At 66.8% G+C, this 13650-nt stretch carries 13 protein-coding genes; 7 read left to right on the top strand and 6 right to left on the bottom strand.

The genetic code is table 11. From position 1 onward, the window contains the following. Positions 1-7: 7 nt before the first annotated feature. Positions 8-1615, bottom strand: coding sequence for a carboxyl transferase domain-containing protein (locus FHJ30_RS07505; protein WP_139028676.1), 1608 nt, complete (start codon positions 1613-1615; stop codon positions 8-10). A gap of 142 nt (positions 1616-1757) precedes the next feature. On the opposite strand from FHJ30_RS07505, the gene FHJ30_RS07500 reads away from it, so the two are divergent. Further along, on the top strand, positions 1758-2498 hold the full coding sequence (locus FHJ30_RS07500; RefSeq protein WP_139028675.1) for a TetR/AcrR family transcriptional regulator: 741 nt from the start codon (positions 1758-1760) through the stop codon (positions 2496-2498). A 60-nt stretch (positions 2499-2558) separates the two neighbouring features. On the opposite strand, the gene FHJ30_RS07495 is transcribed toward FHJ30_RS07500, so the two are convergent. The 3 genes from FHJ30_RS07495 to pdhA are packed head-to-tail and all read right to left on the bottom strand — an operon-like array spanning position 2559 to position 6156. After that, positions 2559-3968, bottom strand: coding sequence for a 2-oxo acid dehydrogenase subunit E2 (locus tag FHJ30_RS07495; protein WP_240793626.1), 1410 nt, complete (start codon positions 3966-3968; stop codon positions 2559-2561). A gap of 8 nt (positions 3969-3976) precedes the next feature. Further along, entirely contained in the window at positions 3977-4987 is a 1011-nt protein-coding gene (locus FHJ30_RS07490) for an alpha-ketoacid dehydrogenase subunit beta (protein WP_139028673.1), read from the bottom strand. After that, entirely contained in the window at positions 4987-6156 is a 1170-nt protein-coding gene (pdhA, locus tag FHJ30_RS07485; RefSeq protein ID WP_139028672.1) for a pyruvate dehydrogenase (acetyl-transferring) E1 component subunit alpha, read from the bottom strand. Before pdhA ends, FHJ30_RS07490 begins: the two co-directional genes overlap by 1 nt. Before the next feature lie 195 nt (positions 6157-6351). On the opposite strand from pdhA, the gene FHJ30_RS07480 reads away from it, so the two are divergent. Further along, entirely contained in the window at positions 6352-6825 is a 474-nt protein-coding gene (locus tag FHJ30_RS07480; protein WP_139028671.1) for an Lrp/AsnC family transcriptional regulator, read from the top strand. Positions 6826-6986: 161 nt separating this feature from the next. Next, a complete protein-coding gene (locus FHJ30_RS07475; RefSeq protein ID WP_171058957.1) occupies positions 6987-7544 on the top strand; it encodes a hypothetical protein in 558 nt (185 codons plus the stop codon). 106 nt (positions 7545-7650) lie between these two features. On the opposite strand, the gene FHJ30_RS07470 is transcribed toward FHJ30_RS07475, so the two are convergent. Next, positions 7651-9267: a cation acetate symporter gene (locus tag FHJ30_RS07470; protein WP_139028670.1), complete on the bottom strand. Its 1617-nt coding sequence runs from the start codon at positions 9265-9267 to the stop codon at positions 7651-7653. Next, on the bottom strand, positions 9264-9644 hold the full coding sequence (locus tag FHJ30_RS07465; protein ID WP_139028669.1) for a DUF485 domain-containing protein: 381 nt from the start codon (positions 9642-9644) through the stop codon (positions 9264-9266). The genes FHJ30_RS07470 and FHJ30_RS07465 overlap by 4 nt, the downstream gene beginning before the upstream one ends. 181 nt (positions 9645-9825) lie before the next feature. Between FHJ30_RS07465 and FHJ30_RS07460 the strand changes: the two genes are divergently transcribed. Genes FHJ30_RS07460 through FHJ30_RS07445 form a run of 4 tightly spaced genes read left to right on the top strand, consistent with a single transcriptional unit; the run spans position 9826 to position 13617 of the window. After that, positions 9826-11022, top strand: coding sequence for a sensor histidine kinase (locus FHJ30_RS07460; RefSeq protein WP_139028668.1), 1197 nt, complete (start codon positions 9826-9828; stop codon positions 11020-11022). 57 nt (positions 11023-11079) lie between these two features. Continuing rightward, a complete protein-coding gene (locus FHJ30_RS07455) occupies positions 11080-11796 on the top strand; it encodes a LytTR family DNA-binding domain-containing protein (RefSeq protein WP_139028667.1) in 717 nt (238 codons plus the stop codon). Continuing rightward, the gene (locus FHJ30_RS07450) at positions 11793-12143 is read left to right on the top strand and encodes a hypothetical protein (protein ID WP_139028666.1); all 351 of its coding nucleotides are present in this window, start codon (positions 11793-11795) and stop codon (positions 12141-12143) included. Before FHJ30_RS07455 ends, FHJ30_RS07450 begins: the two co-directional genes overlap by 4 nt. A 7-nt stretch (positions 12144-12150) precedes the next feature. Beyond that, a complete protein-coding gene (locus tag FHJ30_RS07445) occupies positions 12151-13617 on the top strand; it encodes a cation acetate symporter (RefSeq protein ID WP_139028665.1) in 1467 nt (488 codons plus the stop codon). Positions 13618-13650 lie beyond the last annotated feature (33 nt).

Below are 13650 nucleotides of genomic sequence, written 5' to 3'. Positions count from 1 at the left end.
TGCGGGCTCACATCCTGAAGAGGCCGAAGGAGGTTTCCGGCAGCGGCGTGCGGGACACGACGTCCAACGCCAGCCCCAGCACGGTGCGGGTATCGGCTGGATCTATCACGCCGTCATCCCAGAGCCGCGCAGTGGAGTAATAGGGGCTGCCCTGGTCCTCGTACTGTTGGCGGATGGGCGCTTTGAAGGCCTCCTCGTCCTCGGCGGACCATTTCTGGCCCGCGGCCTCGAACTGGTCCCGCTTCACGGTGGCCAGCACGCTGGACGCCTGGTTGCCGCCCATGACCGAGATCCGGGCTGCCGGCCACATCCACAGGAACCGGGGTGAGTACGCGCGGCCGCACATGGAGTAGTTGCCGGCGCCGAAGGAGCCGCCGATGACCACCGTCAGCTTGGGCACCCGGGCGGTGGCCACGGCCGTGACCATCTTGGCGCCGTTCTTGGCGATGCCTCCTTGCTCCGAGTCCTTGCCCACCATGAAGCCGGAGATGTTCTGCAGGAAGACCAGCGGAATGCCGCGCTGGTCGCAGAGTTCGATGAAGTGCGCGCCTTTGAGGGATGACTCGCTGAAGAGCACGCCGTTGTTGGCCACGATGCCCACAGGGTGGCCGTGCAGCCTGGCGAAGCCGGTTACCAGGGTGGCGCCGTACTCCTTCTTGAATTCATGGAACCGGCTGCCGTCCACCAGCCGGGCGATCACCTCGTGGACGTCATACGGGGCGTTGACGTCCGTGGGCACGGCACCGTACAGCCCGTCAGGGTCTGCTGACGGTTCGACGGCGGCACTTACGTCCCACGCCGGCCGCGCCGGCGGCGGGAGGGTGGAGACGATGTCGCGGATGATCTGCAGCGCGTGTTCGTCGTTTTCGGCAAGGTGGTCCGTCACGCCCGAAATCCTTGAGTGGACGTCCCCGCCGCCAAGCTCTTCCGGAGTGACGATCTCTCCGATCGCGGCCTTTACCAGCGGCGGCCCGCCCAGGAAGATGGTGCCCTGGTTCCGGACGATGACCGTTTCGTCGCTCATGGCCGGCACGTAGGCGCCGCCGGCGGTGCAGGAACCCATGACCGAGGCGATCTGGGGAATCTTGGCCGCGGACAGCCGTGCCTGGTTGTAGAAGATACGCCCGAAATGCTCCTTGTCCGGAAACACCTCGTCCTGCTTGGGCAGGAACGCTCCGCCGGAATCCACCAGGTAGATGCAGGGCAGCCGGTTTTCGAGGGCGATCTCCTGGGCCCGCAGGTGCTTCTTGACGGTCAGCGGATAGTAGGTGCCGCCCTTGACCGTGGCGTCATTGGAGATGACCAGCACGTGGCGCCCATGGACCAGCCCGATGCCCGCGATGACGCCGGCGCCGGGGGCCTCGTTGTTGTACATCCCGTTCGCGGCCAGCGGGCCGATTTCGAGGAAGGGGCTGCCGTCGTCGAGCAGCTGGTCGATGCGCTCGCGGGGCAGGAGCTTTCCCCGGGCCACGTGGCGCTGCCTGGACTTCTCCGGGCCGCCCAGGGCTGCGTCCGCAAGCCTTTTCCGCAGGTCCGCCACCAGCTGCAGCTGTGCTTCGCGGTTTTCCACGAAGGCCCCGCTCGAGGGATCGAGCCGGCTGGCAATGGTCTCCATTGACGCATCCTGTTCATGTTCGGACCGGCGGGCGAAGCCAACTCGGTTAGTGCTGAGTAACTGAAATTCAGGTTAGTCTCGATTAACTGTGATGTCCAACACAGGGCTGCCTTGCTAGACTCACCGGGTCCGAGGAGGAATTGTGCCAAGCACCAACGCCGCGCCGGCTGGCGAGCGCAGCAGTCCAGCGCAGCCCAGCAGTACCCAACAGCGCGGCAGTACAACCCAGTCCAGCAGTACAACCCAGTCCAGCAGTACAACCCAGCGCAGCAGGGCAAAGGAGAACCGCCGCCGGGCGCTGCTGTCCGCTGCCGCTTCGCTGTTTGCCCTGCACGGCTTCAACCGGGTTTCCCTGGAAGACCTCGGTGCTGCCGCGGGCGTCAGCGGCCCGGCCGTATACCGCCATTTCCCGGGCAAGCAGGCGGTGCTGGCCGACCTGCTGGTCACCGTCAGCCAGGAACTGCTGGACGGCGGGCGCCGGGTGGTGGCGGCCAATGCGGACCCCCTGGCCGCGCTTCGGGGGCTGGTGGAGTTCCAGGTGGATTTTGCCCTGGGCAAGCCGGACGTGATCCGGGTCCAGGACCGGGACTTCAGCAGCCTGTCTGAACAGGACCAGGACGCGGTGCGGACCCTCCAGCGCAGTTACGTGGAGGTCTGGGTGGATGTCCTGGCGAGGCTCCATCCCGCAACCGACATTTCAGAGCTCCGGATGCGTGCCCATGCCACGTTTGGCCTGATCAACTCCACCCCCCATTCGGTCCGCAGCCACGGCCGGAAGGTGGCAGCCGGAACCGCCCGCCCGCTGCTCGAGAGCATGGCACTGGCCGCGTTGCTGGTTGACGCCTCCCCTGGCCCCCAGCACGAACGGCCTTGGACCGCTTAAGCGGTGCCGGGCAGCAACGCTCAAGCGGTCCAGGGCCGCCCCTGCAGGTAACCGCTGGATTTAGACCATGGTCAGGACCATGCCGGGATCGGCCAGGATGGCACCCACTCCTGCGAGGAACCGCGAGCCCTGTTCGCCATCCACCAGCCGGTGGTCAAAGGACAGGCTCAGGGTCATCACCTGGCGCAGGGCAATCTCGCCGCGATACTCCCACGGCATCTTCCGCACGGCCCCCAGGGCAAGGATCGCCGCTTCCCCGGGATTCAGAATGGGCGTGCCGGCGTCGATCCCGAAGACGCCGATATTGGTGATGGAGATGGTGCCTCCGGACAGGTCCGCGGGCGGGGTCTTGCCGGCGCGGGCGGTTTCCGCGAGCGCTGTCAGTGCTTCCGCCAACTGTGCCAGGGACAGAGAGTCCGCGTCCTTGATGTTGGGCACCGTGAGGCCCCTGGGGGTTGCAGCCGCTATGCCGAGGTTCACGTAGTCGAACGTGACAATCTCCTGGTTTTCCTCGTCCCAGCGCGAATTGAGCGACGGATTGTGCCGGAGGGCAACAAGCACTGCCTTCGCAGCGAGGGTCAGCGGAGTCAGCTTGCGGCCCGCGAATTCCCTGCTGTCCCGGAGCCTGGCCAGCAGTTCCATGGACGGAGTGACGTCGACAGTCAGGAATTCCGTGGCATGCGGCGCGGTGAACGCACTCTGCACCATGGCGGCAGCCGTGAGTTTCCGGACGCCCTTGATGGGGGTCCGGCTCTCCCGCCCGCCCGGCCGCGCGGCCGCCGTAGGAGCAGCTGCTTCGTGGCCCACGCCAGCGACTGCACCAACGCCAGCGGACGTGCCCTCCACGAAGTCCCGCACGTCCTCGCGGGTGATCAGCCCCTGGGGACCGGTCCCGGCGACATCCGCCAGGTCCACCCCGAGATCCTTCGCCAGCTTCCGGACCGGCGGCGTGGAACGGGGGCGGTCAGCAGCAACCCCGGCAGGCTTGCTTTGGACGGGACCGGTTTCGGCAGGCTCCACCACCAAGGGCCGGGTTTCGGCAGGACTGCTGTCGACTCGCCTGGATTCGGCAGGCCGGGCCGCCGGGAAGTTCCGCGGCCGCCGCGCGGGCCGGCTGGTGCTTTCGACGACGGCGCCGTACCCCACGAGGTTTGGTTCCCTCTTCGGCGGCCCGGACTCCGCCCCGGACGCAGCCTCGCCCGCTCCCTCCGAAGGTGCCGTCCCGGCGTCGTCCGCTACCTCGAACGAGACGATGGGCTTGCCCACCTCCACGACGGTACCCGGCTGTTCGTGCAGTTCCTTGATGACCCCGGCGAACGGGGACGGGAGCTCCACCACTGCCTTGGCCGTTTCAACCTCGGCAATCACCTGGTTCAGGCTGACGGTGTCGCCGACTCCCACCTTCCAGCTGAGGATCTCCGATTCGGTGAGTCCCTCGCCCAGGTCCGGTAACCGGAATTCCTTGATCATGGTGGCGCTCATCCTTCCAGCCCGCTGAGGGAGTTCGGCCGGCCAAGGGCGCGGTCCACGCCGTCGAGGATTCGGTCCAGGCCGGGCAGATGGTGCATTTCAAGTTTTGAGTAGGGGTAGGGAATGTCGAAACCGGTGACCCGGACCGGCGCGGCTTCCAGGTAGTAGAAGCACCGCTCGGTAATGCTCGCTGCCACCTCTGCGCCCAGGCCGCCCGACTGCCCGGCCTCGTGGGTGATGACCAGGCGCCCGGTACGGCGGACGGAGGCCACAACGGTGTCATAGTCCACCGGCGCCAGGGACCGAAGGTCGATGACCTCGATGGAAATCCCTTCGTCGGCGGCCGCGGAAGCGGCATCGAGCGCCGTCTTGACCAGCGGGCCGTAGGCCACCAGCGTGACGTCGCCGCCCTTGGCCAGCACGCGCGCCTGGCCCATGGGCACCGCGGCGTTGGGGTCAACGGCCTCGTCCACTTCGCCTTTGTCGTGGTACCGGCGCTTGGGTTCAAAGAAGAGTACGGGGTCGTCACAGGAAATTGCCTGCTGGATCACGGTGTACGCGTCCTGGGGGTCCGCAACCGTCACCACGCGAAGGCCGGACGTGTGGGTGAAGTAGGCCTCCGGCGATTCGGAATGGTGCTCGGGTGAGCCGATGCCTCCGCCGAACGGAACCCTGATGGTGATGGGCATCTTTACCGCTCCGCCGGTGCGGTAGTGGATCTTGGCCACCTGGCTGACGATCTGGTCGAACGCGGGGTACACAAAACCGTCGAACTGGATTTCCACCACCGGGCGGTAGCCGCGGTAGGCGAGGCCGACGGCGGTGCCCACAATGGCCGATTCCGCCAGCGGCGTATCAACCACCCGGTGCTTTCCGAAGTCCTTCTGCAGCCCGTCGGTCACACGGAACACGCCGCCGAGGGTGCCGATGTCCTCACCAAGGAGGACCACTTTGGGATCGTTCTCGAGGGACTTCCGCAGGCCGGCGTTGATGGCGCGGGCAAAGGTCATCTGGGTCATCAGCGTGCACCTTCTTCTGAAACGGCCCCTGCAGGATCACCGAAGGAGGCCAGGTAACGGGCGTAGTGGTCCTGCTGCCGGTCCAGCCAGGAATTGGGTGTGCTGTAGACGTGTTTGAAGACGTCCATGGGCTCCGGGTCCGGCATGGTGGTGCACCCCGTGCGGATCCCCCGCGCCACGGCGTCGGCCTTGTCCTTCACCTGCTGCTGCAATTCTTCGGTCAGCAGGCCCTTCCGGTCCAAAAGGGCGGCAATCCGGCTGATGGGGTCCTTGGCAGCCCAGTCCTCAAGTTCGTTGGCGTCGCGGTAGCGGGTGGGGTCATCCGCCGTGGTGTGCGGGCCCATCCGATAACTGACCGCCTCGATGAAGGTGGGGCCGCCGCCGCGCCGTGCCCGGTCCAGGGCCACCCGCGTTGCCGCCATAACGGCCAGGACGTCGTTACCGTCCACGCGCAGGCTGGGAATACCGAACCCGGCAGCCCGGTCCGCGAGGTGGATGTGGGACTGGAGCCGGACGGGCTCGGAGATTGCCCAGTGGTTGTTGGTGCAGAAAAACACCACGGGCACCTGGAAGCTCGCGGCAAACACCATGGCCTCGTTGACGTCGCCCTCGCTGGTGGCCCCGTCACCGAAATAGGTCATGGCCACCGAATCAGCGCCGTCGTTCTGGATGCCCATGGCGTAGCCGGTGGCGTGCAGCGTCTGGGCGCCAATGATGATCTGCGGGGTGGCCATGTTGACGGTGTAGGGGTCCCAGCCTGAGGAGGCATTCCCGCGCCACACCCGGACAAGGTCCGTCAGGTCCACTCCACGGCAGTAAGCCACCCCGTTCTCGCGGTAGCTTGAAAAAACAAAGTCATCGCTGCGCAGCGCCCGGCCCGAGCCGATCTGCGCTGCTTCCTGTCCCAGCAGCGGCGGCCACAGCCCGAGTTCTCCCTGCCGCTGCAGGGCGGTAGCTTCGACGTCGATCCGCCGGATGACGGTCATGTCCTCAAAAAGGGAACACAACTGCTCGTCGGTGATGTCCTTGACCCAGTAATCGAACTCCGGATGGCTGACCCGTTCCCCGGATGGGGTAACCAGTTGGACCAGGTCCCCTCCCTGACCATGGGGGTGCCCCGCGCTGGTGGAGGCGGCTGATCCGCCCTGGCCCGTTTCGTCTGTAGACACGATAGCCCGCAATCTTCTCACGTGGTTGACCCGCAGTTTTGGGACTTGTGGTCCCGCTGGCCGCTGGCCGCCCGGGCACCTTTGCCCCGGATATTTGTGACCCTACTCACAATGCTCAGGAGGTACAACCACCGGCGCGATCATTGAGCAAAATGCTCTGCGGGGCGGTGCTGGACCGTGCTAACGTTGCGCATTATGCAAGCCTTGGATGGCACCGATACCCGCCTGCTCTCTGTCCTGGCCCAGGACCCCCGAAAGACAGTGGTGGCGCTGGCCCAGAAGCTTGGCCTCTCCCGCAACACCGTGCAGGCGCGCATGGCGCAGCTGGAGAAGAGGCACGTCTTCCTGTCCTTCGAGCGGCGGATCAATCCGGCCGCGCTTGGCTACCCGCTGATGGCGTTCATTTCCGTCCACGTCCAGCAGCAGCGGCTCACCCAGCTGGCGAAGGAACTGGCCGATATCCCCGAGATCCTTGAGGGCTACGGCCTGACAGGTTCGGCGGACCTGCTGCTGCGGGTGGTTGCCTTGGACGCCGAAGACCTGTTCCGGATCAACGGGAAGATCCTGGCGTGCGCCGGCGTGGACAGGACAGACACGGCGCTGGCCATGGGAGAACTCATCCCTTTCCGCGTGCAGCCCCTGCTGGACCGCGGTTCCGAACGCGCCTAACAGGCTGTCCCGCGTCAACGGAAGTACGACGGCGGGAAGCGGGCTGGAGTACGACGCCGGCGGCCCGCGCTATAGGCTGGTGCCAGTTAACAGGCGGGGCCGGCACCACGATCCCCGCCACCAAGCGGTGCGAAGCACCACTTTTCCCGAAAGGCTCCATTTTGAGCGCTCCTCAGGAACCGTACCAGCCGGGCCACTCCAGCCTCGGGTCCCGGCAACTGCCGCAGCAGCCCCCCTTCGGTCAAGATTCGGAGCCCGCACCCTTCGGGCTTCCGGGACAGCCGCCGCCCAGGAGCCGGCGGAAACTGTGGATTATCCTGGCCAGCGTCGGGGGTGTCCTGCTGCTGGTGATCCTTGGGATCGTCATTCTGGTCAACATAGCGGGCAGCGCCACCAACCAGGCGCGAGGCCTGGCTGACGGGTTCACCCGGCTGGTCCTGGCCGGGGAGAACTCCCGGGCTTACGACGAGTACCTTGATCCGGCCCTGCAGGAACAGCTGTCCAAGGAGGCCTTCATTTCCGGCGTCGAGAGCCTGGAGATGGACAAGAACTGCACGCCGGACTACCGGGACCTCAAGGTGGGCACGGAGAACGGGATCAAGTCGGCAGACATTGCCGGACTCATCACCTGCGAAGGCAAAGTGGTGGACCTGGCCTACCGCTTCGAGGGAGCCGACGAGCTCAAGATGACCAACATCAAGCTGCGGCCCGCAGGCTAGCAGCGCCCGCAGACCTGCAGGGAACGGAAGAGCCTCCGCACCGGGAATGACGTTTCCGGTACGGAGGCTCTTCGCTGTTCAGTGGCCCACCAGCGGTTGCTGCAGGTCAGTGGCTGGTGGCCTTTTCGGCGCCGACCCCGGTGAGGGAGCGGACTTCCATTTCGGCCTGCTTGGCGGTGTCCTCGCGCTTCTTGTCGAGGACAGTTCCCAGCCAGCCCAGGAGGAACGCCAGCGGGATGGATACGATGCCGGGGTTGCTCAGCGGGAAGAGCGCGAAGTTCGCGTCCTTGATCATCGAGGTTGCTGCGCCGGAGACCACCGGCGAGAAGATGATCAGGACAATCGCCGAGCCCAGGCCGCCGTACATGCTCCAGACCGCGCCCTGCGTGGTGAACCTCCGCCAGAACAGGGAGTAGATGATGGTGGGCAGGTTGGCGGAGGCTGCCACGGCGAATGCGAGCGCCACAAGGAACGCCACGTTCTGTCCGTTGGCGAGGATGCCGCCCAGGATGGCCAGGACCCCGATGACCACAACGGTGCGCCGGGCCACTTTCACTTCCGTGTCGGCGTCGGCCTTGCCCTTGGCGATGACGCTGGCATAGATGTCATGGGCGAAGGAGGCGGCAGCGGTGATGGTCAGGCCGGCCACAACGGCGAGGATGGTGGCGAACGCCACGGCCGAGATGAAGCCCAGAAGCAGCGGCCCGCCCAGGTAGAAGGCCAGGAGCGGGGCAGCGGAGTTGACCTTGCCCGGGGCGGAGTTGATGGTTTCGGCGCCAACCAGGGCGGCTGCGCCATAGCCGAGGACCAGGGTGAAGAGGTAGAACAGGCCGATCAGCCAGATGGACCACACCACGGACTTGCGGGCTTCCTTGGCCGTGGGGACGGTGTAGAAGCGCATGAGCACGTGGGGCAGCGCGGCAGTGCCCAGCACCAGGGCCAGGCCAAGCGACATGAAGTCGAGCTTCGAGGTTTCCGTCTTGCCATACTGCAGGCCGGGGTTGAGGACGGCCGGGTTGTTGGCGGTCTCAACGGCTGCGCCGAGGAGGCTGGACAGGTTGAAGCCGTAGATGGCCAGGACCCACAGGGTCATCACGGCGGCACCGGCGATGAGGAGGATGGCCTTGATGATCTGCACCCAGGTGGTGCCCTTCATGCCGCCGATGAGGACGTACATGATCATCAGGGCGCCGACGACGATGATCACCAGGGCCTGGCCGCCCCAGTCGCTGATGCCGAGCAGCAGGGAGATGAGGCTTCCGGCGCCTGCCATCTGGGCGAGGAGGTAGAAGAAGCAGACGGCGAGGGTGGAGATGGCGGCGGCGATGCGGACCGGCCGCTGCTTCAGCCGGAAGGACAGGACATCAGCCATGGTGAACTTGCCGGTGTTGCGGAGGAGCTCTGCAACGAGGAGCAGTGCAACGAGCCAGGCCACCAGGAAGCCGATGGAGTACATAAAGCCGTCATAGCCGTTGATGGCGATGGCGCCGGTGATGCCCAGGAAGGAGGCGGCCGAGAGGTAGTCGCCGGCGATGGCGGTTCCGTTTTGGGAGCCTGTGAAGGAACGGCCGGCCGCGTAGTAGTCAGCCGCGGTCTTGTTGTTCCGGCTGGCGCGGAAGACAATCACCATGGTCACGGCAACAAAAAGGCCGAAGATGCCCATGTTCAGCAGCGTGGTGTCCTTGAGGGCGGCAACGTCCACCGCTGTAGCGATAGTGATCATTTGGTGGCTCCGCCTACTCGGTTTCCGTGCTTATCAAATTCGTGCCCTTCGATTTCGTCCCGGATCTCCTTGGCGATGGGGTCAAGCCGCTTGTTGGAGTAGTGGACGTACCAGCCAGTGATCGCGAACGTTGACACGAACTGGAGCAGGCCGAGGATCAGGCCAACGTTGATGTTGCCCCAGACCTTCGTGGACATAAAGCCCACGGCATAGTCGGCGAGCAGGACGTACGCGAAGTACCACAGCAGGAATGCTGCTGCCATGGGAAAGACAAAGCTGCGGTGACGCTTGCGCAGTTCCTTGAACTGCCCGGTCGACTGGACTTGCTCGAAGTCCACGGACGCCGCTGCGTCCGGAGTGTGGGCATCGTTACCCATCGTTCCTCCTCGTTGAGACTTGCCTGGACACACCAAACGGCAGTCCCGGGAATGGGGTACCGCAAATGTGACTGCAATCACTCTGCTGCGTGGGGGTCCCACATTCCAGACTTTCCCTGCCGGCGGTCGCTCAACGGTTGGGATGCTGCGACAAACGGCACCCGCGGCTACGCTGGGCACCATGCCGGACTCCCCCCTCCTGACTGCCGCGGCCGTGGCCGTCATCGCCATGGCCATCGCCGTCGTCGTCGGCGTGGGACTCAAGGTGCTCCGCTCCTTCCGGGACCTGGGGACCGACGCCGAGCGGGCCACCTACCACACGCTGCACGCCGCCTCCCAGGCGGGCCAGCACCTCCGCCGCGGGCTCAACCCCGCCGGCGCCGCCAAGGCCAGCCGCCAGTTGCGCGGCCTCCTGGGCTGCGACGCATTGGCGATCATGGACACCTCCGGCGTGCTGGCCTGGGACGGTGCGGGTGAGGACCTGAAACCCCGGATGATGGACCTTGCTGCCGGTGTCCTGGCGAACGGCCGGACAGCCGTGCTCCCCGCCGGGGACGCCGGCCCCGCAACAGACACTACCGGGGGTCCGCTCGCTGCTGTGATCGCTCCGGTGCGGGCCGGCACCCGGGTGGTGGGCGCCGTCGCTGCCTTCGCCCCGACCGCGGGTGCGGGGCTTGTCCGGGCCACCAGCGAAGTGGCGGACTGGGTGGCTGTACAGGTGGAACTCGCGGAGCTGGACGCGTCCCGCACCCAGTTGATGGAGGCCGAGGTGCGGGCGCTGCGCGCCCAGATCAGCCCCCATTTCATCTACAACTCACTGAACGCCATCGCATCGTTCATCAACACGGACCCGGCACGCGCCAGGGAGCTTGTGGTGGAGTTCGCCGACTTCACCCGCTACTCCTTCCGGCGGCATGGCGACTTCACCACGCTCGCCGAGGAGCTCCGCTGCATCGACCGGTACCTGCTCCTGGAGCGGGCCAGGTTCGGCGAGCGCGTCCAGGTGAGCCTCCGCGTGGCGCCGGAGGTGCTCAGCACCGTCATCCCGTTCCTGAGCCTGCAGCCGCTGGTGGAGAACGCCGTCCGGCACGGGCTCGAAGCCAAGGAAGGGCCCGGGCACATCAGCATCACGGCCAACGACGCCGGCGCCTTCGCCGAGGTGACCATCGAGGACGACGGCGTCGGCATGGACCCCGGCCAGCTCCAGTCCATGCTGGCCGGGCACACCGACGGCGACCATGTAGGCCTGCGGAACGTCGATGCCCGGCTCCGCCAGGTCTACGGCAACGACCATGGGCTGGTGATCGAAACCGCTCCCGGAGAAGGAACCCTGATCACCATGCGGGTCCCCAAGTCGCAGCCGGGCCACGATGCGTGACCCTGCCCGGACTGCGCCCGGTGCTTTACGCAGGCTCCGGAAAGCTACCCTTGGAGCATGATTAACGTCCTCGTCGTTGATGATGAGCTGCCCGCCGTTGAGGAACTGGCGTTCCTGCTGGGCAGGGACGACCGCGTGGGAACGGTCCTCCGGGCCACCTCCGGCAGCGAAGCCCTCCACGCACTCTCCTCCGCCCCGGTCGACGCCGTCTTCCTGGACATCCACATGCCCGCGATGTCCGGCCTGGACATTGCGCGCGCCATCGCAGGGAGCAGCCGGCCGCCCGCCGTGGTGTTCGTGACGGCGGACGAGGACCACGCGCTGGACGCTTTCGAACTCGCCGCGGTGGATTACCTGCTCAAGCCGGTGCGGGCGGAGCGCCTGGCCCGCTGCGTGGGGCGAATCAGCGAACTGCGCGACGGCGGCGCCGCCCCGGAGATGATCACGGTTGACCAGGGCGGGACCACCCGGATGATCAGGCGCGACGACGTCACGTACGTCCAGGCGCAGGGCGACTATGCGCGCCTCCACACCGCCGAGGCCAGCTACCTGATCAGGGTTCCGCTGGCTGACCTTGAGCAGCAGTGGGCTGACGCAGGATTCATCCGGACGCACCGCTCCTACCTGGTGGCCCTGAAACACGTGACCTCCATGAAGCTTGCCGCCGACGGTCCCAGCGTCACGGTGGCGGGCGCGGGGCTGCCCATCAGCAGGCGCCACCTGCCCCTGGTGCGGGAGAAGCTCGAGGCCACCCGGATCAGGCCCATTGCATGACCAGGGTGCGGGTAACGGCGCCGCGGACTGCGGTGCGTCCGGCGAAGGAGACGCGGGAAGCCGCCCAGGATTCCGAAGTCGGCCAGGTTTTTGTGAGGTCCCTCATCCGGTCCCAGCTGCGGCTGGCGCTGGTGGTGGCCGGGGGGTTCCTGGTGATCCTTGGCGCGTTTCCGCTGCTGCTCACCGCGGTCCCGGGGCTGGCTGAAACCCGGGTGGCCGGCATTCCGTTCGCCTGGCTGCTGCTGGGGGCAGGCATCTACCCGGTTATTGGGCTGAGCGCCTGGCTGTACATCCGGACGGCCGCGCGCAACGAGGCCCGGTACCGGGACCTGGCCGAGGACCAGTGAGGCAGGCGTGAACCCTGGCATTGCCGTCGCTGCCCTGCTGGGCGTCTCCCTGGCCACCGCCGTGATCGGCTTCTACGGCCTCCGCATTTCGCGGACCACGGGTGATTTCTACGTCGCGTCCCGCACCGTCCGGCCATGGTGGAATGCGTCCGCGATCGGCGGCGAATACCTGTCGGCCGCCAGCTTCCTGGGTGTCGCCGGGCTCATCCTGCTGTCCGGAACCGATGCACTATGGTTTCCGGTGGGGTACACGGCAGGCTACCTCATGCTGCTGCTCTTCGTGGCGGCCCCGCTGCGGCGGTCGGGTGCCTACACGATCCCCGACTTCACCGAGGCAAGGCTTGACTCGCGGCCGGTCCGGAAAGTCACCAGCCTGGTGGTGGTCTTGGTGGGCTGGCTGTACATCGTGCCCCAGCTCCACGGCGCCGCGCTCACCATCCGCATCACCACGGGGCTGCCGTCCTGGGTTGGGTCCGTTGCAGTAGTGATTGTCGTCTGCCTCACTGTGGTGGCCGGCGGCATGCGCTCCATCACGTTCGTCCAGGCGTTCCAGTACTGGCTCAAGCTCACAGCGCTGGCCGTGCCCATCCTGTTCATCATCTTCGTGCTCGCGGGCAACGGGGCCCCTGCGCTGGCGGCACCTGCGGTCAACCCCACCGGCGTGCCCCCTGCCGGGCTCTACCAGAACGTGTCGCTGCTGGTGGCCCTGCTTTTTGGAACCCTGGGGCTGCCGCACGTGCTGGTCCGGTTCTACACCAACCCGGACGGCCAGTCCGCCCGCCGCACCACGCTGATCGTCCTGGGCCTGCTGTCCGTCTTCTACCTGTTTCCCACCGCCTACGGGCTCGTGGGGCGGATGTTCGCGCCCGGCCTGGCCCGGGCCGGGCAGGCCGATGCCATGGTGCTGCTGCTGCCGGGGGAACTGGTGGGCGGGACGGCGGGAGACCTGCTGTCCGCGCTGGTGGTGGCGGGAGCGTTCGCAGCGTTCCTTTCCACTACCTCCGGGCTGGTGGTTTCCCTGGCTGGCGTCATCAGCCAGGATGTCCTGGGCGCGGGCGTGGGCAGTTTCCGGCTGGCCGCCGTCATTTCCGCCGTTGTCCCCCTGGGCTTTGCGTTCATGACCGACTCGTTCGCCCTGGCCGGGAGCGTCGGGCTGGTCTTCGCCTTCACGGCTTCCACCGTGTGCCCGGTGCTGCTGCTGGGGATCTGGTGGCGGGGGCTTACGGACGCCGGCGCCATCGCCGGCATGCTGACCGGCGGGGCCCTGTGCGGCGGGGCAATGATCGTGGGCGCCCTGGCCGGGGCAGCCAACACGCCGGGCTGGCTCGCCCAGCCGGCAGCGTGGACTGTGCCCACAGCCTTCGCGGTGATGGTCATCGTGTCCCGTGCAACGGTGCGGCGGATTCCGGGAACCATGGCCAGGGTGATGACCCGGCTGCACACGCCGGAGCGCCCGCTCGCCACCGAACGCTGAGCTCCGCTCCCCTGCCGGCGGACAACGGAGCCA

The organism is Arthrobacter sp. BB-1 (assembly GCF_006151685.1).
In the GTDB taxonomy this organism is placed as follows: Bacteria; Actinomycetota; Actinomycetes; order Actinomycetales; family Micrococcaceae; genus Arthrobacter.
The sequence above is the reverse complement of the archived record's forward strand: the minus strand, read 5'-3'. Positions and strand labels throughout refer to the sequence as shown.

What these genes read in the sequence shown, in the direction of transcription:
- FHJ30_RS07480 (WP_139028671.1), top strand. Translation starts at nt 6,352, where the DNA reads ATGCAAGCCTTGGATGGCACCGATACCCGCCTGCTCTCTGTCCTGGCC.
- FHJ30_RS07470 (WP_139028670.1), bottom strand. Translation starts at nt 9,267, where the DNA reads ATGATCACTATCGCTACAGCGGTGGACGTTGCCGCCCTCAAGGACACC.
- FHJ30_RS07505 (WP_139028676.1), bottom strand. Translation starts at nt 1,615, where the DNA reads ATGGAGACCATTGCCAGCCGGCTCGATCCCTCGAGCGGGGCCTTCGTG.
- FHJ30_RS07490 (WP_139028673.1), bottom strand. Translation starts at nt 4,987, where the DNA reads ATGACCCAGATGACCTTTGCCCGCGCCATCAACGCCGGCCTGCGGAAG.
- FHJ30_RS07495 (WP_240793626.1), bottom strand. Translation starts at nt 3,968, where the DNA reads ATGATCAAGGAATTCCGGTTACCGGACCTGGGCGAGGGACTCACCGAA.
- FHJ30_RS07460 (WP_139028668.1), top strand. Translation starts at nt 9,826, where the DNA reads ATGCCGGACTCCCCCCTCCTGACTGCCGCGGCCGTGGCCGTCATCGCC.
- FHJ30_RS07450 (WP_139028666.1), top strand. Translation starts at nt 11,793, where the DNA reads ATGACCAGGGTGCGGGTAACGGCGCCGCGGACTGCGGTGCGTCCGGCG.
- FHJ30_RS07455 (WP_139028667.1), top strand. Translation starts at nt 11,080, where the DNA reads ATGATTAACGTCCTCGTCGTTGATGATGAGCTGCCCGCCGTTGAGGAA.
- FHJ30_RS07465 (WP_139028669.1), bottom strand. Translation starts at nt 9,644, where the DNA reads ATGGGTAACGATGCCCACACTCCGGACGCAGCGGCGTCCGTGGACTTC.